At 70.2% G+C, this 17,612-nt stretch carries 17 protein-coding genes; 10 read left to right on the plus strand and 7 right to left on the minus strand.

Translation table 11 applies throughout. The features are described from left to right. Positions 1 to 4: 4 nt before the first annotated feature. Positions 5 to 1,771, plus strand: a complete 1,767-nt coding sequence (locus tag Dac01nite_RS00590; RefSeq protein WP_203652847.1) for an alpha/beta hydrolase — start codon at positions 5 to 7, stop codon at positions 1,769 to 1,771. Positions 1,772 to 1,820: 49 nt separating this feature from the next. Then, entirely contained in the window at positions 1,821 to 3,458 is a 1,638-nt protein-coding gene (locus Dac01nite_RS00595; RefSeq protein WP_203652848.1) for a cation:proton antiporter domain-containing protein, read from the plus strand. 18 nt (positions 3,459 to 3,476) lie between these two features. On the opposite strand, the gene Dac01nite_RS00600 is transcribed toward Dac01nite_RS00595, so the two are convergent. Both Dac01nite_RS00600 and Dac01nite_RS00605 read right to left on the minus strand, forming a co-directional pair. After that, positions 3,477 to 3,872 (minus strand): phage holin family protein, encoded by a 396-nt coding sequence (locus Dac01nite_RS00600; RefSeq protein ID WP_203652849.1) that lies wholly within the window; start codon positions 3,870 to 3,872, stop codon positions 3,477 to 3,479. Positions 3,873 to 3,923: 51 nt separating this feature from the next. Then, positions 3,924 to 4,340, minus strand: a complete 417-nt coding sequence (locus Dac01nite_RS00605) for a carboxymuconolactone decarboxylase family protein (RefSeq protein ID WP_203652850.1) — start codon at positions 4,338 to 4,340, stop codon at positions 3,924 to 3,926. A gap of 190 nt (positions 4,341 to 4,530) precedes the next feature. Between Dac01nite_RS00605 and Dac01nite_RS00610 the strand changes: the two genes are divergently transcribed. The 4 genes from Dac01nite_RS00610 (at position 4,531) to Dac01nite_RS00625 (ending at position 9,918) form a co-directional block, all read left to right on the plus strand. Continuing rightward, positions 4,531 to 5,196: a sigma-70 family RNA polymerase sigma factor gene (locus Dac01nite_RS00610; RefSeq protein ID WP_203652851.1), complete on the plus strand. Its 666-nt coding sequence runs from the start codon at positions 4,531 to 4,533 to the stop codon at positions 5,194 to 5,196. After that, positions 5,193 to 5,966: an anti-sigma factor gene (locus Dac01nite_RS00615; protein ID WP_203652852.1), complete on the plus strand. Its 774-nt coding sequence runs from the start codon at positions 5,193 to 5,195 to the stop codon at positions 5,964 to 5,966. Before Dac01nite_RS00610 ends, Dac01nite_RS00615 begins: the two co-directional genes overlap by 4 nt. Before the next feature lie 63 nt (positions 5,967 to 6,029). Then, positions 6,030 to 8,816 carry a valine--tRNA ligase gene (gene valS, locus Dac01nite_RS00620; RefSeq protein WP_203652853.1) on the plus strand — a complete coding sequence of 929 codons (2,787 nt, stop codon included), beginning with the start codon at positions 6,030 to 6,032 and terminating at the stop codon, positions 8,814 to 8,816. A gap of 205 nt (positions 8,817 to 9,021) precedes the next feature. Continuing rightward, entirely contained in the window at positions 9,022 to 9,918 is an 897-nt protein-coding gene (locus tag Dac01nite_RS00625) for an endonuclease domain-containing protein (protein ID WP_203652854.1), read from the plus strand. A 91-nt stretch (positions 9,919 to 10,009) separates the two neighbouring features. On the opposite strand, the gene clpX is transcribed toward Dac01nite_RS00625, so the two are convergent. The 3 genes from clpX to Dac01nite_RS00640 all read right to left on the minus strand — a co-directional run bounded on the left by clpX (position 10,010) and on the right by Dac01nite_RS00640 (position 12,848). Then, positions 10,010 to 11,272 (minus strand): ATP-dependent Clp protease ATP-binding subunit ClpX, encoded by a 1,263-nt coding sequence (clpX, locus tag Dac01nite_RS00630; RefSeq protein ID WP_203652855.1) that lies wholly within the window; start codon positions 11,270 to 11,272, stop codon positions 10,010 to 10,012. Positions 11,273 to 11,499: 227 nt separating this feature from the next. Next, on the minus strand, positions 11,500 to 12,273 hold the full coding sequence (locus Dac01nite_RS00635; RefSeq protein ID WP_203652856.1) for an ATP-dependent Clp protease proteolytic subunit: 774 nt from the start codon (positions 12,271 to 12,273) through the stop codon (positions 11,500 to 11,502). Continuing rightward, positions 12,270 to 12,848: an ATP-dependent Clp protease proteolytic subunit gene (locus Dac01nite_RS00640; protein ID WP_239066504.1), complete on the minus strand. Its 579-nt coding sequence runs from the start codon at positions 12,846 to 12,848 to the stop codon at positions 12,270 to 12,272. The genes Dac01nite_RS00635 and Dac01nite_RS00640 overlap by 4 nt, the downstream gene beginning before the upstream one ends. Before the next feature lie 232 nt (positions 12,849 to 13,080). On the opposite strand from Dac01nite_RS00640, the gene Dac01nite_RS00645 reads away from it, so the two are divergent. Both Dac01nite_RS00645 and Dac01nite_RS00650 read left to right on the plus strand, forming a co-directional pair. Next, positions 13,081 to 13,527 carry a DUF4190 domain-containing protein gene (locus Dac01nite_RS00645; RefSeq protein WP_203652858.1) on the plus strand — a complete coding sequence of 149 codons (447 nt, stop codon included), beginning with the start codon at positions 13,081 to 13,083 and terminating at the stop codon, positions 13,525 to 13,527. A 126-nt stretch (positions 13,528 to 13,653) separates the two neighbouring features. Next, positions 13,654 to 14,217 carry a DUF4190 domain-containing protein gene (locus Dac01nite_RS00650; protein ID WP_203652859.1) on the plus strand — a complete coding sequence of 188 codons (564 nt, stop codon included), beginning with the start codon at positions 13,654 to 13,656 and terminating at the stop codon, positions 14,215 to 14,217. 88 nt (positions 14,218 to 14,305) lie between these two features. Here the strand turns inward: Dac01nite_RS00650 and tig are convergent, their stop codons facing one another. After that, the gene (gene tig / locus Dac01nite_RS00655) at positions 14,306 to 15,664 is read right to left on the minus strand and encodes a trigger factor (RefSeq protein ID WP_203652860.1); all 1,359 of its coding nucleotides are present in this window, start codon (positions 15,662 to 15,664) and stop codon (positions 14,306 to 14,308) included. Between the two features lie 132 nt (positions 15,665 to 15,796). After that, a complete protein-coding gene (locus tag Dac01nite_RS00660) occupies positions 15,797 to 16,258 on the minus strand; it encodes a GAF domain-containing protein (RefSeq protein ID WP_239066437.1) in 462 nt (153 codons plus the stop codon). Between the two features lie 119 nt (positions 16,259 to 16,377). On the opposite strand from Dac01nite_RS00660, the gene Dac01nite_RS00665 reads away from it, so the two are divergent. Then, positions 16,378 to 17,310: an aldo/keto reductase gene (locus tag Dac01nite_RS00665; protein WP_203652861.1), complete on the plus strand. Its 933-nt coding sequence runs from the start codon at positions 16,378 to 16,380 to the stop codon at positions 17,308 to 17,310. A 63-nt stretch (positions 17,311 to 17,373) separates the two neighbouring features. Beyond that, entirely contained in the window at positions 17,374 to 17,601 is a 228-nt protein-coding gene (locus Dac01nite_RS00670) for an RNA-binding S4 domain-containing protein (RefSeq protein ID WP_203652862.1), read from the plus strand. The last annotated feature ends 11 nt before the right edge of the window (positions 17,602 to 17,612 follow it).

Here is a 17,612-nt window from a genome sequence, read left to right on the forward strand (position 1 = left end):
CGCCGTGGCGACCGGGGTCGAGGAGCGTGCGGGGATCAGGGAGCGCTTCCTGGCCCAGCTGAGCCAGCCGCGACCTCCCCGCAAGCGAGCTCCCGGCATCGTCGAGCCGTCGTTCTCCGCGGTGGGGCTGGTCGTGGGGCTGTACTTCTTCGCGATCTCGCTGACGCCGTCGCTGCTGCCTCGCGCGGGCTACGTCCAAGGCATCAACTCGGGCGTGGCCTTCATGGTGGGCTACGGGATCGGCACCAGCGCGTACGCGATCTATCGCTTCCTGGGAGTCCCGCGTGCGACCGGCCGAGTGCGGATGGCGCTGATCCTCGTGGCGCTCGCGCTCATCGGCGTGCAGGCAGGCGTCGCGATCTGGGCCTATGTGGGCTGGCAGAACCAGGTGCGGCTGAACTTCGGGATGGATCCGCTGTCTCCCACCGTGTGGCCGGTGATCGTGGTCACCGCGGCGCTCGTGGCGGCTCCGCTGCTCGTCATCGCGCGGTCGCTGCGCGCCCTGTTCCGCTGGGCGGACGATCTCCTGGACCGCTGGCTGCCGCGGCGCCTGGCGGTGCTGACGGCGGCCGTGCTGCTGATCGCGGCGCTGTGGTGGGTCGCGTCGGGCGCGTTCACCAACGCGTTCTTCACCGCGTCCAACTGGGTGTTCTCCGGCCGCGACCTCGCGGACAAGCCCGGCGTGACGCAGCCGGCGTCCGCGACGAGGTCGGGCAGCCCGGACTCGCTCATCGGCTTCGACTCCCTGGGCCGCCAGGGACGGGCGTTCGTGTCCTCCGTCCCGAGCGCGGTAGACATCGACGCGTTCACGGGCGGCGGGGCCATGGAGCCCATCCGCGCGTACGTGGGACTGCGCTCCGCGGACACGCTCCAGGAGCGCGCGGAGCTGCTGCTCGCGGAGCTGGTGCGCACGGGCGCATTCGAACGCGAGCTGCTGGTGGTGACCACCACCACCGGCACCGGATTCATCGACCCTCACGGCGTGGACCCGCTCGAGTACCTGTGGAACGGCGACACCGCGATCGCCGGCGCGCAGTACTCCTACCTGCCCTCGTGGATCTCGATGCTGGCGGATCAGGACGTGGTGCAGGACACCTCCCGCGTGGTGTTCCGCACCATCCACGACCACTGGTCGACCCTGCCCGCGAACGACCGGCCCGACCTCTACCTCTATGGGCTGTCGCTCGGGTCCTACGGCGTCGAGGCGGTGCTCTCGAGCGCTGACATCCTCAACGAGCCGATCGACGGCGCCCTGATGTCCGGGCCCACGTTCGTGAATGGGATGCACGACGAGATCACTGCCGCACGCGACGCGGGATCGCCGTCGTGGCTGCCGGAGTTCAGCGACGGCCGCACGGTGCGCTTCATGAACGAGCAGGGCGGGCTCGAACGCGGCGCCGCCGCCTGGGGACCCACCCGCCTGGTCTACCTGCAGCACGGCACGGACCCGGTCGTGTTCTTCAGCGGGGACCTCGCCTTCGACGAGCCCGAGTGGCTCCAGGGCGAGCGAGCACCCGGCGTGGTCGACGACATGGAGTGGTACCCCATCGTCACCCTGTGGCAGGTGCTGCTGGACCTGCCCGCAGCAGGCTCGATCCCGGAGGGATACGGCCACCTCTACACGCATCGCTCGAACCTCGCCGCGTGGGTGGGCATCACGGATCCCGAGGACTGGACGGAGGCGGACACGGAGTCCCTCGCGGCCCTCCTCGACGAGCTGCAGGCGCAGCGCGAGGCCGCGCTCGGATCCAACCCCTCGGAGACCGGCTGAACGCTCCTGCGGGCGGCCGGCCCGCGCATCGGCCCCGTAGAATCTGGTCATGCTGCACCACGCTCCCCTCCTCACGACGATGGCGGTGGGCCTGGTAGGCGCCTTCATCCTGGGGCTCGTCGCCCAGCGCCTACGAATGTCGCCCATCGTGGGATACCTCGCGGCCGGCCTGCTGATCGGTCCCTACACGCCGGGCTTCGTGGGCGACCAGGAGGTGGCGCTCGAGCTGTCCGAGATCGGCGTGATCCTGCTGATGTTCGGCGTGGGCCTGCACTTCTCGTTCAAGGACCTGCTGGCGGTCAAGCGTGTGGCGGTGCCCGGCGCGATCGCGCAGATGACCGCCGCGACGGTGCTCGGCACGGGTGTGGGACTGTGGCTCGACTGGAGCCTGGGAGCGTCCCTCCTGTTCGGCCTCGCCCTGTCCGTCGCCTCGACCGTGGTGATGCTGCGGGCGCTCGAGGACAAGCAGCTGCTCGACACCCGCGCCGGGCACATCGCCGTGGGCTGGCTCATCGTCGAGGACCTCGCGATGGTGATCGCCCTGGTCGTGATCCCGGTGCTGGCCGTCGACGGCTCCGGCCCGGGCGAGATCGCGGGCGAGCTGCTGTGGACCCTGGCGCGCGTGGCGCTGTTCGTGGCGCTCATGCTGGTGGTGGGCAAGAGGGTGATCCCGTGGCTCCTGGCGCGCGTGGCCAACACCGGCTCGCGCGAGCTGTTCACGCTCGCGGTGCTGGCGATCGGGATGGGCGTCGCGGTGGGTGCGGCGTGGCTGTTCGAGGTGTCCTTCGCGCTGGGCGCCTTCTTCGCCGGCATGATCATGCGCGAGTCCGACCTCTCGCACCGCGCCGCCGACGACACCCTGCCGCTGCGGGACGCGTTCGCCGTCCTGTTCTTCGTATCCGTGGGCATGCTGGTGGACTGGCGCATCGTCATCGAGTCGCCGTTCGCGCTGCTGGTGACCACCCTCGTGATCGTGGTGGGCAAGTCCGCCGTCGCGTTCGGCCTGGTGCGCCTGCTCAAGTACTCGCGGCATATGTCGCTCGTGGTCGCGGCCGCTCTCGCGCAGATCGGCGAGTTCTCGTTCATCCTCGTGACCCTTGGCGGCGAGTACGACATCCTGCCGCAGGATGCCCAGGACCTGGTGCTGGGAGCGGCGATCCTCTCGATCGCACTCAACCCGCTGCTGTTCGCGTGGGCCGCGCGCGTCTATCGCGACGCGCCCGAGGATGCCGGCGACCCTGGCGACGACGCCCCGGTGACGTATCAGGGCCAGGAGCATGTCATCGTGATCGGCTTTGGCCGCGTGGGCACCCGCGTCGCGTCCACGCTGTGGAGCGAGGGCGTCCCCACCGTGGTGATCGACGACGACGAACGGCGGGTGAAGGCGCTGCGCGAGGACGACTGCGCCGCGATCCTCGGCAACGGCGTGCGCTCCAAGGTGCTCAAGGCCGCCGGGCTCGACGACGCCACGACCGTGCTCGTGGCGATCCCCGATCCCCTCAACGCCGGCGCGATCGTCTCCAAGGTCAAGCGGCTCGCCCCGCACGTGCGGGTGATCGCGCGCGGACACCAGGACGTGGACGTGGACTACCTGCGCGAGATGGGCGCGGACCGCGTCCTGGTGGGCGTGTACGAGGTCGCGGACATCATGGCCAAGGACGTCATGACGGACAGCGAGCCCGCCTGACGTCTGGCGAGGAGCTCGCTACCTGCCCTTGCGGTCGTCCAGCTTGTTCTTGAGGAACACCGCGGGAAGGATCCAGCCGGCGAGGGCGCTCAGCAGCCACACCAGCAGGGTGCCCAGGAGCCATCCGAGGGCGGTCTTGATCTCGAGGCCAGAGCTGAAGATGTTCGCGAGCAGCAGCGCGACGAACGTGGACACGAGCGCCACGCCGCCGGTCAGTGCGCTGGCGTAACGCACGGACATCTTGAGGATGAAGGGCGAAAGGATCGCCTGCGCCACCACGAAGATGATGAGCGCGACCAGGAAGCCGTCCGCATTCATCTCGAAGTCGTCATCGCCCAGGATCAGGGCGGTCAGCAGCAGGCCCACGGCCGCTGCCACGACGGTCACCAGCAGGTTCCAGAAGAATCGCACCATAGCGCGAACGCTACTCCTGCCTGGTGGGACGCGCGCGGTGAACGCGTGCGGCTACTCCATCCCGCGTGTGACGCGGTTCCAGGCGTTGATGACGGCGACGGTCTCGACGATCGCGCCCAGCTGCTTCTGGGTGAAGAACTCCCCCGCGACGTCGCGCGCCTCGATCTCCAGACCACGCGGATAGTCCGTCAGGACCTCCGCGAAGCGCAGCGCGGCGGCGTCGCCCTCGCTGATCAGGTCCTCCCGCATCAGCTTCACGGGCCGCGCGAGTGCGCCGATGAGCTCCGGGCGCCCTCCCAGCGTCGCCAGCTGCTCCGAATGCAGCCGGATGCAGTACGAGCAGCCGTTGATGTGCGAACAGCGCAGCCGGATCATCTCCCGCAGGCGCGGCTTGAGAGCATCGCCCACATGCGCGTCGAAGTCCTCGAGGGCCTTGAGGAACTCGGGACGAACCTTTGCTGCACTCACGCGGGCGAGCGTATCAAGCGCCTCTCACAGGTGGGGCACGCCGCACCCATCCACGTGGGCGCGGCGCGCGAACCGTCACTGGCAGGGCTCATGCCCTGCTGGCTCCGGCGCCGCCGCGGGCGTGCTGAGAGCGCGCGCGGCGCGCCGGACCGCACCAGCCGTCCGGTGTGATTCGATGGAGGAGCTCAGCATGCATGCAGCCGCCCGCGACGAACGGAGACAGCCTGTGGCCCGTCGCCACCTGCGCGCCGTCGACGCCGACGCGACCCCCGGCCAGGAGGCCGCCGCCGCCAGCCGCGACCGGCTCACGCGACTCCTCATCGAGGCCGGAACCGGCGACGCCGAGGCGTTCGCCCAGGTGTACGCCGAGGTCGTCGACCAGGTGCTGCGCGTCGCCGTCCGCGTGGTGCGCGACCCCGACATGGCCGAGGACATCGCCCAGGAGGCCTTGGTCGAGGCATGGCGCAAGGCGCCGGAGTTCGATGCGTCGCGCGGCGGCGCTCGCACCTGGATCCTGACGATCGCCCACCGCCGCGCCGTGGACCGCGTGCGTCGCGAGCAGCGCCAGCGCGACCAGATCGAGGCCGAGGCCGCCGTGGTCGAGCGCGACGAGCGACCCGCAGACCAGGACGTGGTCATCGAGGTGGACTTCCGCGAATGGCAATCGGAGCGCATCCGCACGGCCCTCGCGTCGCTGTCCGACCTGCAGCGCGAGGCGATCGAGCTCGCCTACTACGGCGGGCAGACTCATACCGAGGTGTCCGAGCATCTCGGGATACCGCTCGGGACAGCGAAGACGCGAATACGCGACGGGCTCACACGCCTGCGAGAGACGTTGAAGGAGGTGCAGCGATGAATCCGCACGAGATGGTGGGGGCCTACGCCCTCCACGCCCTCGACGAGGACGAGGCACGCGCCTTCGAACTCCACCTCGAGACCTGCGCCGAGTGCCGCGAGGAGCTCGCGAGCTTCGACGTGGTGCTCGACGAGCTCGCGGAGCCCGGCGCCGAGGAGCCGCCCAGCGCGGTCGACCCGGCGATCCTGGACGCGACCCTGTCGCCCGAGCGTCGCGCACGCCTCGACGCGGCCGTCTCGGCCGCGGTGGGCAGCACGGAGCAGGTGCCCGCCCCGCAGAAGGCAGCACACGCATCGGCCCCCGAGCCGATGCCCACGACGCTCCACGCGCCGGCCCGCCGTCGCGGACCCGGCACCCGGCTGCTCGCTGCGGCCGCAGCCGTGGTCGCGGTGCTGGCCGTGGGCGTGGGCTTCATCCTGGGCACCGGCGGCGAGGAGAACACCCTCGCAGCGGACATCGAGCGCATCCAGGACGCGAGCGACGTGGTCGAGACATCGCTGGGCCTGGGCGAGGCGACCGCCTACGTCTCCGCGACCGAGGGCGTCGCCGTCGTGGGCGACACCCCCGAGCTCGACGGCGACCGCACCTACCAGCTGTGGGTGGTCCCGGCGGACGGCTCCGCGCCCGTGCCCGGCCCGGTCATGGCCGGGGGCGACAGCGAGGCCGTGTGGGACGCGGACCTCGACGGCGCCGCCGCGATCGCGGTCAGCATCGAGCCGACCGGAGGATCGACGACCCCCACCGAGGTGGTCACGGCCGTCGAGGTGTGACCCAGCAGCGCAGCCGATGCGCGGGCACCACGCGTGCCCGCGCATCGGCGCTGTTCTGAAAGAATGTCCCCCATGACTTCCCGCATCCCGGACAAGGCCACCGTCGACGGACTCGAGGACCGCTGGAACGAGGTCTGGCAGAGCCAGGGCACCTACCGCTTCGACGAGTCCAAGGATCGCGAGCAGATCTACTCGATCGACACTCCCCCGCCCACCGTCTCGGGATCCCTTCACGTGGGACACGTGTTCTCGTACACCCACACGGACGTGGTGGCCCGCTACCAGCGCATGTGCGGCCGCGAGGTGTTCTACCCCATGGGCTGGGACGACAACGGCCTGCCCACCGAGCGTCGCGTGCAGAACTACTTTGGCGTCCGCTGCGACCCCACCCTGCCGTACGAGGAGGGGTTCGAGCCCCCGCACGTGGGCGGCGAGGGCAAGTCGATCAAGGCCGCGGACCAGCAGCCCATCTCGCGACGCAACTTCGTCGAGCTGTGCGAGCGTCTCACCGAGGAGGACGAGAAGCAGTTCGAGGCGCTGTGGCGCCACCTGGGCCTGTCCGTCGACTGGTCCCGCACGTATCAGACCATCGCCCCGAACGCTCAGGCCGTCGCGCAGCAGGCGTTCCTGCGCTCGCTTGCGCGCGGCGAGGCCTACCAGGCCGAGGCTCCCACGCTGTGGGACGTCACCTTCCGCACCGCCGTGGCCCAGGCCGAGCTCGAGGACCGCGAGCGTCCCGGAGCGTACCACCGCCTGGCCTTCGAGAAGGCGGCCGATGCGGAGGAGGCCACCGGCTCCTATGAGTCCGTGTGGATCGAGACCACCCGTCCCGAGCTGCTGCCCGCGTGCGTGGCCCTCGTGGCCCACCCGGACGACGAGCGCTACCAGCCGCTGTTCGGCAAGCACGTGCGCACGCCGCTGTTCGGGGTCGAGGTGCCCGTGGTGGCGCACCGCCTGGCGTCGCCCGACAAGGGCTCCGGCATCGCGATGATCTGCACGTTCGGCGACGTCACCGACGTGGTGTGGTGGCGAGAGCTGGGGCTGCCCATGCGCTCGGTGCTGGGCCGCGACGGCCGCTTCCGTACCGAGCCGCCGGCCGGACTGGAGTCCGACGAGGCCTCGACCGCGTACGCCGAGCTGGCCGGAAAGACGGTGTTCTCCGCGCAGCAGCGCATCGTCGAGATGCTCGTCGAGGCGGACGTGATGGACGGCGAGCCGCGCTCGATCTCCCACCCCGTGAAGTTCTTCGAGAAGGGCGACAAGCCGCTCGAGATCGTCACCAGCCGCCAGTGGTACATCGCCAACGGCGGCCGCGACGAGGCGTTGCGCGGCGAGCTGCTCGCGCGCGGCGAGGCCCTCGACTTCCTGCCGTCGCACATGGGCAAGCGCTACGAGAACTGGGTCAACGGCCTCACGGGCGACTGGCTGATCTCCCGCCAGCGGTTCTTCGGCGTGCCCATCCCCGTGTGGTACCCGCTCGACGCGGACGGCGAGCCGGTGTGGGACTCCCCCATCGTGCCGGCCGAGGACACCCTCCCTGTGGACCCGTCCGTCGACACCGCTCCCGGCTACGACGAGGCCCAGCGCGACGCGGCCGGCGGCTTCACCGGCGAGAAGGACATCATGGACACGTGGGCGACGTCCTCGCTCACCCCCCAGATCGTGGGCGGCTGGCGAGACGACCCGGCTCTGTTCGCCAAGGTGTTCCCCATGGACCTGCGCCCCCAGGGTCAGGACATCATCCGCACGTGGCTGTTCTCCACCGTGGTGCGCTCGCACCTCGAGCACGGCGAGCTGCCGTGGAAGCACGCCGCGATCTCCGGCTGGATCCTGGACCCCGACCGCAAGAAGATGTCGAAGTCCAAGGGCAACGTGGTCACCCCCATGGGCCTGCTCGAGCAGCACGGGTCCGACGCGGTGCGCTACTGGGCGGCATCCGCTCGCCTGGGCACGGACGCAGCGTTCGACGAGGGCCAGATGAAGATTGGCCGGCGCCTGGCCAACAAGGTGCTCAACGCCGCGAAGTTCGCGCTGGGCGCCACGGGCATCTCCACGGCAGCCGACGCGTCGCTCGAGGACGGCATCCGCGCCACCGCGCACGTGACCGGCGGGGTGCTCGACGGCGATGCGGACGGCACCGGGTCGCCCGTCACCGAGCCCCTGGACCGCGCGCTGCTGGCGGGCCTGGCGGACGTGGTCGACGGCGCGACCGCCGCGTTCGAGTCCTACGACCACACGCGCGCGCTCGAGCTGGCCGAGTCCTACTTCTGGACCTTCTGCGACGACTACGTCGAGCTGGTGAAGACCCGCGCGTACGACGGCGCTGCACCGGGCGAGGCGATCGATCCGTTCGCTGCATGCTCCCCGGCCGCCGCATCGGCCCGTGCGACCCTGACGATCGCACTCGAGACGTTCCTGCGCCTGTTCGCGCCGGTGCTGCCGTTCGCCACGGAGGAGGTGTGGTCCTGGTTCCGGCCCGGCACCGTGCACCGCGCCGCATGGCCGCAGGCGGCGCCGCTGCGTGCCGTCGCGGGCGCTGCGGACCCGATCCTGGTGGACGCCGCAGGCGAGGCGCTCGCGACGCTGCGGAAGATCAAGTCCGAGGCGAAGGTCTCGCAGCGCACCGAGCTGGTGTCGGTTGACCTGCTGGTGCCGGAGGCCAAGGTCGCGGCCGTCACTGCCGCGAAGTCGGACCTCATGGCGGCCGGGCGCGTGCGCGCGCTCCAGGTTGTCGACGCGGTCGCGGCGCTGAACCCGGACGTGGATGGGGACTGGTCCGAGGACGGTGCGCGGTCCGAGATCGCGGACCCCACGGTGATGCGCACGGAGAACGCGGTGCTCGCGGACTAGCCGCGCCCGCCCCGCCCCCTCCCTCGGCCTGAGCGCGCTATCGGTCCGTCAGGGTCGATTGCGGGCCCGGCGTGCGCGCTGGCGGTCGACGAGTCCGCTCTCCACAGCCCGCGGCCTGACCCCTGCCATCCACGGGCACGGGTCGCCAGACCTGCGGCGCGCTGGCCGGCACCGGTAGACCGCTGGCATGCGGACCCTGCGAGCGATGCCAGACAGCGACGCGCTCACCGCTGCGCGCCAGCAGCCACGCACCTTCACGCGAGCAGAGCTGATCGCCCTGTCGTCGGCATCGAGCGTGCGCACCGCCCTGCGCACCGGGGACCTCGTGCGCCTGCTCCCGGATGCCTATGTCGCCGGGGAGCATCAGGGCTCGTGGGCCGCGCGCGTGGACGCCGCGCTCACTTGGGCGGGCCGCGGCGCCATGCTCGCCGGACGCAGCGCTCTGTTCGCTCACACACTGCTGGAGAGCACGCCAGACGGCGTCGAGCTCGTGGTGCCGCCGGACCGGCACCTGCACTGTCCCGAGTGGCTCGTGGCCCGGCAGGCGTCCTACCCCATCGCGCCCGTGCGGGTGGCTGGTCTGTCCGTCGCGCCCGCCGCCCTTGCGATCGCGCAGGCGTATGGCGACCTCACCGCGAGCGAGCAGTCGCATGTGGTGTTCGGAGCGGTGGCACGGGGCGTGACCTCGACGAGGCAGCTGCGTCACGCGCTCGCGACGATGCCTCGCATTCGCCGCCGCCGCGCGCTCACGAGCCGCATCGAGGCGGCCGAGCGAGGCGCGGAGAGCTGGCTCGAGGAGCGCAGCCTGCGCACCGTGTTCACCAGCCAGGAGTTCGACTGCTTCATCCGTCAGCACCGGATTGACCGGGAGGGGCGGCGGTACCCACTCGACATGTACGACCCGTTCACGCGCACCGCCATCGAGCTGGACAGCCGCTCCTGGCACGGCAGCGATGAGCAGCGGGTGCGGGACATCCGCCGGGACGCGGACCTCGCCGCCATGGGGGTGCTCACTGTCAGGCTCTCGAGCCGTGACCTGACTGAGCGCCCGCACTGGTGCCGGCAGATCGTGCGCGACGTGCTCGCAGCGCGGCGTGGTTGACCGCCAGGACGCACGCGGAGCGTGAGATCGACACTGACGGACCGATACCGCGCTCAGGTGGGTGGGGGCGGGAGGGCCGGGAGCGGGCCGGCTAGGCGGCGCCTTCCTCCTGCTCGACCTCGCGCAGCTCGTACGCGGGCGTGACGCGGTCCATGACCACATCGCGGGTGACGCGGACGCGGCCCACGTCGTCGCGGCCGGGCACCTCGAACATGGTGTCCTGGAGGACCTCCTCCATGATGGCCCGCAGGCCACGCGCCCCGGTGCCGCGCTCGAGTGCCTGCTCCGCGATGGCCTCGATGGCCTCGCGGTCGAACTCGAGCTCCACGCCGTCGAGGTCGAACATCTTCTGGTACTGCTTCACGAGCGCGTTCTTGGGCTCGGACAGGATCGACACCATCGCGTCGACGTCCAGCGGCGAGACTGTCGCGATCACCGGCATGCGGCCGATGAACTCGGGGATGAGCCCGAACTTGTGCAGGTCAGCAGGGGTGACGTGCGAGAAGAGGTCCGAGTTGTCGGCCTCCTTGAGCTGCGCCCCGAAGCCGATGCCCTTGCGTCCCACGCGCGAGCTGATGATCTCCTCGAGCCCCGCGAAGGCGCCGCCCAGGATGAACAGCACGTTGGTGGTGTCGATCTGGATGAACTCCTGGTGCGGGTGCTTGCGCCCGCCCTGCGGCGGCACGGATGCCTGCGCGCCCTCGAGGATCTTCAGCAGCGCCTGCTGCACGCCCTCACCGGAGACGTCACGCGTGATGGACGGGTTCTCCGCCTTGCGCGCGACCTTGTCGATCTCGTCGATGTAGATGATCCCGCGCTGGGCCTTGTCCACGTCGTAGTCGGCGGCCTGCAGCAGTTTGAGGAGGATGTTCTCCACGTCCTCGCCCACGTAGCCCGCCTCGGTCAGCGCGGTGGCGTCCGCGATCGCGAAGGGCACGTTGAGCATGCGCGCGAGAGTCTGCGCGAGGTAGGTCTTGCCGGTGCCCGTGGGGCCGATGAACAGCACGTTGGACTTGGCGATCTCGATGCCGTCGTCGTCCGCCTTGGCCCGGGTCTCCTGGGCACGCACGCGCTTGTAGTGGTTGTAGACGGCCACCGACAGCGCACGCTTGGCCTGGTCCTGGCCCACGATGTACTGCTCGAGGAAGTCGTAGATCTCGCGCGGCTTGGGCAGCTCCGTGAACTCGGTCTGCGCGGCTTCCGCGAACTCCTCCTCGATGATCTCGTTGCACAGCTCGATGCACTCATCGCAGATGTACACGCCACCGCCCGCGATGAGCTTGCGCACCTGCTTCTGCGTCTTGCCACAGAACGAGCACTTCAGCAGGTCGCCGCTGTCCGCCGGTCGAGTCATCAAGGCCTCCCTCGGGCCGCTAGCCATCTCTCCCAGGCTACCCACGCCATCCGACACGCGTCGGGCGACGCGCCGCCTCGTTCGTCCGCCCACGGCTGAGTGGTCGCGATCGGACACGTCAGGTTCGCATCGGCCCTCGCGGTGGATGGGTGACCATCGCGCGCCGGAGAGCGACGACGGCCGCCCCCACGCGAGTGGGAGCGGCCGTCGGTCGCGGAGCGTCGGGGCTACTTGTCGCCCTTGTCGTCCTTGTCGTCCTTGCTCTTGTCATCCTTGCGCGGGGCGATCGCGGAGGCCGCGGCGCGGTCCTCGGGAGCCACCGTGTCGACGCCCTTGCGGGACTCGAGCACCTGGTCCACGAGCCCGTAGTCCTTGGCGTCCTGCGCGGACAGGAAGCGGTCGCGCTCGATGTCGTCACGGATGCGCTCGGCGTCCTGGCCGGTGTGCTTCGCGAGCGTGTACTCCAGCCACTCGCGCATCCGCACCATCTCCTCGGCGTAGATCTCGATGTCCGAGGCCTGCGCACGGCCACCACCCTCGATGCGGGGCTGGTGGATCATGACGCGGGCGTTGGGGAGCGCGAGACGCTTGCCGGGAGAGCCTGCGGCGAGCAGCACGGCGGCAGCGGAGGCTGCCTGGCCCAGGCACACGGTCTGCACCTCGGGCTTGATGTACTGCATGGTGTCGTAGATCGCCGTCAGCGCGGTCTGGGAGCCGCCGGGGCTGTTGATGTACAGCGTGATGTCGCGGTCCGGGTCCTGGGACTCGAGCACGAGCAGCTGCGCCATGACGTCGTCCGCCGAGGCGTCGTCGATCTGGACGCCCAGGAAGATGATGCGGTCCTCGAACAGCTTCGCGTAGGGGTCCTGACGCTTGAAGCCGTAGGCGGTGCGCTCCTCGAAGCTGGGCAGGATGTAGCGGGAGGAGGGGCCCGCCGGAGCGGCGCCCCCGAATCCGGAGGTGCGCCGCGCGGCGTCCATCGCGTACTGGAACTCACTCATGCCTTGCCTCCCTGGGACTCGTCGCCGGCCTCGGCCGCGTGGGTGATGACCTTGTCCACGAAGCCGTACTCGAGGGCCTCGGGCGCGGTGAACCAGCGGTCGCGGTCCGCGTCCTTGGTGATCTCCTCGAGCGACTTGCCGGTCTGGTCGGCGGTCAGCTGCGCGAGGGTGCGCTTCATGTGCATGATCAGCTCGGCGTTGATGCGCACGTCCGTGGTGGTGCCGTAGATGCCGCCCGAGGGCTGGTGCATCATGACGCGGGCGTGGGGCGTCGCGAAGCGCTTGCCCGGGGCGCCGGAGGACAGCAGGAACTGCCCCATCGACGCCGCCATGCCCATCGCCACGGTCGCGACGTCCGGCTTGATGTACTGCATGGTGTCGTAGATCGCCATGCCCGCGGTGATCGAGCCGCCGGGGCTGTTGATGTACAGGTAGATGTCCTTGTCAGGGTCCTCGGCCGCGAGGAGCATCATCTGCGCGCAGATGGCGTTCGCGTTGTCGTCGCGAACCTCGTCCCCCAGCCAGATGATGCGCTCGCGCAGCAGCCGGTTGAAGATGGAGTCGCTCAGGCCCATCCCTCCGGCGTCGCCGCGGGCGGTGATCGTGTCGCTCACGTCAGTCCTCTCGTGCGTGGATCTCATGTGTCAAACCTAACGGCGCACGCTGGCGCTTCATGCCAGTTCCGGCGCCATTTCGCTACCGGGTGAACGGCCGATGCGGGGGCGGGGCGGTCTGGTCCGGCCGCCGTGGTTGACGCTAGGGTCTGGGTGTCGGCGGGCCGAGGACCCGCCCTGTGAGGAGGAACCCGTGACCACGCCGCCAGAGGATCCGTTCGCGCGGACGCCCCACCAGGACGCGCACGAATGGAGCTCCCCGAGCGGGGAGGCCGGCCCGCAGCACGACACCCCGCCGCCTCCGCCTCCCGGCCAGGTGCCCTACGCCATGCAGCAGTACCCGCCGCCGCCCTACCAGCAGGGCTACTACGGGCCTGACCCGCGCACGCAGAAGAACTGGATGGGCATCGTGTCACTCGTCGCGTCGTTGTCGACCATCGTCACGGGGATCGGCTGCATCGCAGGCATCGTGTTCGGCCACCTCGGACTGAACGCCGCCAAGAACGGCGAGGCCAACAACCGCGGGCTCAGCCTGGCGGGGCTGATCACGGGCTACGTGTTCCTGGGGATAGGCCTGCTGGTGGTCGCGGCGTACGTCGTGTTCTTCGCCGTGCTCGTGTCCGCCGAGACCACCTACTAGGGGTAGTGCCTCCGGGGCAACCCTCACCCGGACTCGACTCGGATCAGGCATGCGGCCGATGCGCTGGGTGAGGTGCGCACGTAGCGTCAGGGGTGGGCACAGGAACGCCCATCACAGGAGACGATCATGACGAACAGCCCACAGGACCCGAACGCCGCTCAGCCCTCTGACCCGGGCGCCGAGGCCCCGCAGCCGCCCACCGGCCAGCAGCCCCAGTACGCGCAGCCGCCGCAGTATGGAGCACCGCAGTACGGGACGCCTCAGTACGGGACGCCTCAGTACGGTGCACCGCAGTACGGCGCGCCGCAGCAGTACGGGCAGCCTCAGGGGCCCAACCCGGCCCAGGCGAAGAACTGGATGGGCATCACCTCGCTGGTGCTGTCCCTCGCCGGGCTCATCACGGGCATCACCGCGATCGCGGGCATCGTGCTGGGCCACCTGAGCCTCAGCGCGGTCAAGCGCGGGGAGGCCGACAACCGCGGGATCGGCCTCGCGGGCCTCATCACGGGCTACGTGCTCGTGGGCCTGGGCATCCTCGGCACCATCGTCGCGATCGTGTTCTTCGGTGCGATCTTCGGCACGTTCGTCGAGGAGTGCACGGGCGACGACCCCGCCGCGTGGTGCACGGAGGACGGCGCCTCCATCCAGATCGAGGCCTTCGGCATGGTGACGGGCGTTCCCGCTCGCTGAGCCGGCCGGCGCATCGGCCGCATCCCGGCATGCACGAAGCCCCGCCTCCCTTACGGGAGACGGGGCTTCTGCGCGAGCGCGGCGGGGACTACTTGGTGTCGCCGGCGGCCTGCTCGACGGCGGCGGCCACGGCCGCCTCGTCGATCTGCTCGTCGTCCTTCTTCTCGTCCTCGAGCGAGCCGATCACCTCGGACAGGTCCACGGCGTTGCCCGCGGTGTCCTTGATGGTGGCGCGGCGCAGCGCGAAGGCGGTGGCCTTGGAGCGCGCGACCTCGGCGACGATCGCGGGGATCTGGCCGCCCTGCTCGACCTGCTGGATGAAGGTGTTGGGGTCCATGTTGTACTGACGCGACGCGTTCAGCAGGTAGTCGAGGAGCTCGTTCTGCTCGACCTCGATCTCGAGGTCGTCCGCGAGCTGGTCGAGGAGGATCTGGGCGCGCAGTGCGTTGTGCGCCTCCTCGGTGACCTCGGCGCGGTGCTCGTCGTCCTCGAGACGGTTCTCGTTCTCGAGGTGCGAGTGGACCTCGTCCTCGATGACCTTCTTGGGCAGCTCGAAGTCGGTCGCGTCGTTCAGTGCCTCGATGAGCTTCTCGCGCGCCTGCACGGCCTGGTTGTTGGCCTTGATGCGGGCGGCCTGCGAGCGCAGGTCCTCCTTGAGCTCGTCGACCGTGTCGAACTCGCTCGCGAGCTGCGCGAAGTCGTCGTCCACCTCGGGGAGCTCGCGCTCCTTGACGGCGGTCACCTTGACGGTGATCTGGGCGTTCTTACCGGCGTGGTCGCCTGCGGCCAGCGGCGCCTCGAACGTGGTCTCCTCGTCCGCGGACAAGCCGGTCAGCGCGTCGTCCAGGCCCTCGAGCATGTTGCCCGAGCCCACCTGGTAGGACGTGCCCTGGACGGTGTCGACGTCCGCGCCGTCGAGCTTCGCGGCCAGGTCGATCGTGACGAAGTCGCCCTCTGCTGCGGGTCGGTCCACCGACTTGAGCGAGCCGAAGCGCTCGCGCAGGTTGTCCAGGCGCTGCTCGACGTCCTCGTCGGAGACCTCGACCGGGTCCACCTCGACGGTGATGTCGGAGGCCTTGGGCAGGGTCACCTCGGGACGGATCTCCACGACGGCGGTGAACTCCAGGCCCTCGAAGCCCTCCTCGGAGCCGGGGATCTTCACGACCTCGACCTCGGGCTGGCCGAACGGACGGATCTCCTGCTCGTCCACGGCGGCCGAGTACCAGCCGGGAAGACCGTCGTTGACGGCGTGCTCGATGACGGCGCCCTTGCCCACGCGCTGCTCGAGGATGCGGGGCGGGACCTTCCCCTTGCGGAAGCCGGGGATCTGGACCTGCTCGCCGATGTGCTGGTAGGCGTGGTCCATGGAGGGCTTGAGGTCCTCCTCGGTCAGGGTGACCGTCAGCTTGACGGTCGTGGCGTCGATCTTCTCGAGGGCGCTGGTCACGAAGGTGCTCCTGATGAAATGGGGGTGCTGGTCCGGCCGCGTGCGGGCATGCCGCTACACACGGCAACCCCACGAGTGTAGTCGGGTCGCGTGCCCAGGCCCAATCAGTTTCGCTGTGGGCGAGGGGATCGCCTAGCGAGGCGTGGCTGCACGGATGCGCTGCCAGTTGCGGCCGCCCCTGGCGAAGCTGGCCCGCACCGCGTCCGGGACGCTCGGCTCCTCGAGCGGCGAGTCCGCCCAACGGCAGGTCCGCACGTGCACGAGATCGACGGCCGCGGCATCCGGCCGGGCGTCGTAGTGCCAGGGGCCGGCGAGCTCGCCTCTCCAATACAGACCATCGACGTCGCGCGTCCACACCTCGGTGCCGTCGGGGACGGCGGCGAAGCGGCCGATGCGCTGCGCGAGCCTGTCGCCGTGCTGACGGCGGGCGAGGCTCACCGCGTCCTCGAGAGCGTCCGGCGAGCCCTCGAGCCGGCCTCCGAGCCCGCACAGCCCCAGGCTCAGGGCCCTGTCCACCGCGGGACCATCGGGAACATCGTCGTCACGGGAGCGCATGGGCGCGCGGTAGACGCCGGGGCTGGTGGGAGAGGTCACGAGTGGTGCAACGCTCGGCAGGGGTGGGCTGCTTCCCTGGCGACGGGCCAGCGCGTGCTGTCGCGCGCAGCGGCCTAGGCTGAGAACAGCCCCGACACCGATGTCCCGAGAGGACGGCCATGAAGACCTTCACCCTGCCAGGAACCGAGATCACCGTCCCCGCCGTGGTCCTGGGGCTCATGCGAATCCAAGACAGGAGCGACGACGAGGTGCGCACGCTCGTACGCACGGCGCTGGATGCCGGGATCGACTTCATGGACCACGCCGATGTCTACGGCGCGGACATGCACGGCTGCGAGCGGCGCTTCGCGGAGGCGCTGCGCCTGACGCCCGGCGAGCGCGAGGCGATGACCATCCAGACCAAGGCGGGCATCGTCCGCGAGGGTCCGTACTTCGACTTCTCGTACGAGCGCATCGTGGGCCAGGTCGAGGGCTCGCTCGAGGCGCTCGGCACGGACTACCTGGACATCCTGCTGCTGCACCGCCCCGACGCGCTCGTGGAGCCGGACGAGGTCGCGCGCGCCTTCGACGAGCTCCACGAGAGCGGCAAGGTCCGCCACTTCGGGGTGTCGAACCACACGCCCGGCCAGATCGAGCTGCTGCGCCGCTCGGTGCGCCAGCCGCTGGTGGCCAACCAGATCCAGATGTCCGTCACCCACGCGCCGGCGGTCGCGAGCGGCGTGGCGGCGAACATGGGCGACCTGGACCAGTCGATCGACCGGGACAACGGGATGGTGGACTACTGCCGCCTGAACGACATCACGCTGCAGGCGTGGTCGCCGTTCCAGTCGCGCTTCTTCGACGGGCCGTTCATCGGGAACGAGCACTACGCGGAGCTCAACGCGGTCATGGACCGCCTCGCTCAGGAGCACGAGGTGCCGGTGGAGGCGATCGCGGTCGCGTGGCTCACGCGCCACCCCGCTCAGATGCAGGTGGTGCTGGGGACCACCACTCCGGCGCGCGTCGAGGCGGCTGCGCAGGGCGCGGACGTGGTCCTCACGCGATCCGAGTGGTACGAGATGTTCCGCGCCGCCGGTCACACGGTTCCGTAGCTCCAGCACCGGTCCCCGGTTGCTGCACCGTCCCGCAGCTCGCCGCCGGGCTAGCATGACCGGATGGCTGCCTCCCACTCCATCACCGACGTCTCGATCGGCGACAGCGGCATTCGCCTGGGTCAGTTCCTCCAGCTCGCCGGTCTCGTCGACTCCGGCGGCGAGGCCAAGGAGGCCGTCCGCGCATCGGCCGTGCGCGTGAACGGCGAGGTCGACGAGCGCCGGGGCCGCCAGCTCGCGATCGGCGACATCGTCGCGTTCGGCGGGCGCGAGGCTCGCGTCTGCGCGTAGCCCGTGGCGCT

This window comes from Demequina activiva (assembly GCF_016862815.1).
Taxonomy (GTDB): domain Bacteria; phylum Actinomycetota; class Actinomycetes; order Actinomycetales; family Demequinaceae; genus Demequina; species Demequina activiva.

What these genes read in the sequence shown, in the direction of transcription:
- Dac01nite_RS00670 (WP_203652862.1), top strand. Translation starts at nt 17,374, where the DNA reads ATGGCTGCCTCCCACTCCATCACCGACGTCTCGATCGGCGACAGCGGC.
- Dac01nite_RS00650 (WP_203652859.1), top strand. Translation starts at nt 13,654, where the DNA reads ATGACGAACAGCCCACAGGACCCGAACGCCGCTCAGCCCTCTGACCCG.
- Dac01nite_RS00635 (WP_203652856.1), bottom strand. Translation starts at nt 12,273, where the DNA reads ATGAGTGAGTTCCAGTACGCGATGGACGCCGCGCGGCGCACCTCCGGA.
- Dac01nite_RS00665 (WP_203652861.1), top strand. Translation starts at nt 16,378, where the DNA reads ATGAAGACCTTCACCCTGCCAGGAACCGAGATCACCGTCCCCGCCGTG.
- Dac01nite_RS00640 (WP_239066504.1), bottom strand. Translation starts at nt 12,848, where the DNA reads ATGGGCCTGAGCGACTCCATCTTCAACCGGCTGCTGCGCGAGCGCATC.
- Dac01nite_RS00600 (WP_203652849.1), bottom strand. Translation starts at nt 3,872, where the DNA reads ATGGTGCGATTCTTCTGGAACCTGCTGGTGACCGTCGTGGCAGCGGCC.
- Dac01nite_RS00615 (WP_203652852.1), top strand. Translation starts at nt 5,193, where the DNA reads ATGAATCCGCACGAGATGGTGGGGGCCTACGCCCTCCACGCCCTCGAC.
- clpX (WP_203652855.1), bottom strand. Translation starts at nt 11,272, where the DNA reads ATGACTCGACCGGCGGACAGCGGCGACCTGCTGAAGTGCTCGTTCTGT.
- Dac01nite_RS00610 (WP_203652851.1), top strand. Translation starts at nt 4,531, where the DNA reads ATGCATGCAGCCGCCCGCGACGAACGGAGACAGCCTGTGGCCCGTCGC.
- valS (WP_203652853.1), top strand. Translation starts at nt 6,030, where the DNA reads ATGTCCCCCATGACTTCCCGCATCCCGGACAAGGCCACCGTCGACGGA.
- Dac01nite_RS00595 (WP_203652848.1), top strand. Translation starts at nt 1,821, where the DNA reads ATGCTGCACCACGCTCCCCTCCTCACGACGATGGCGGTGGGCCTGGTA.
- Dac01nite_RS00625 (WP_203652854.1), top strand. Translation starts at nt 9,022, where the DNA reads ATGCCAGACAGCGACGCGCTCACCGCTGCGCGCCAGCAGCCACGCACC.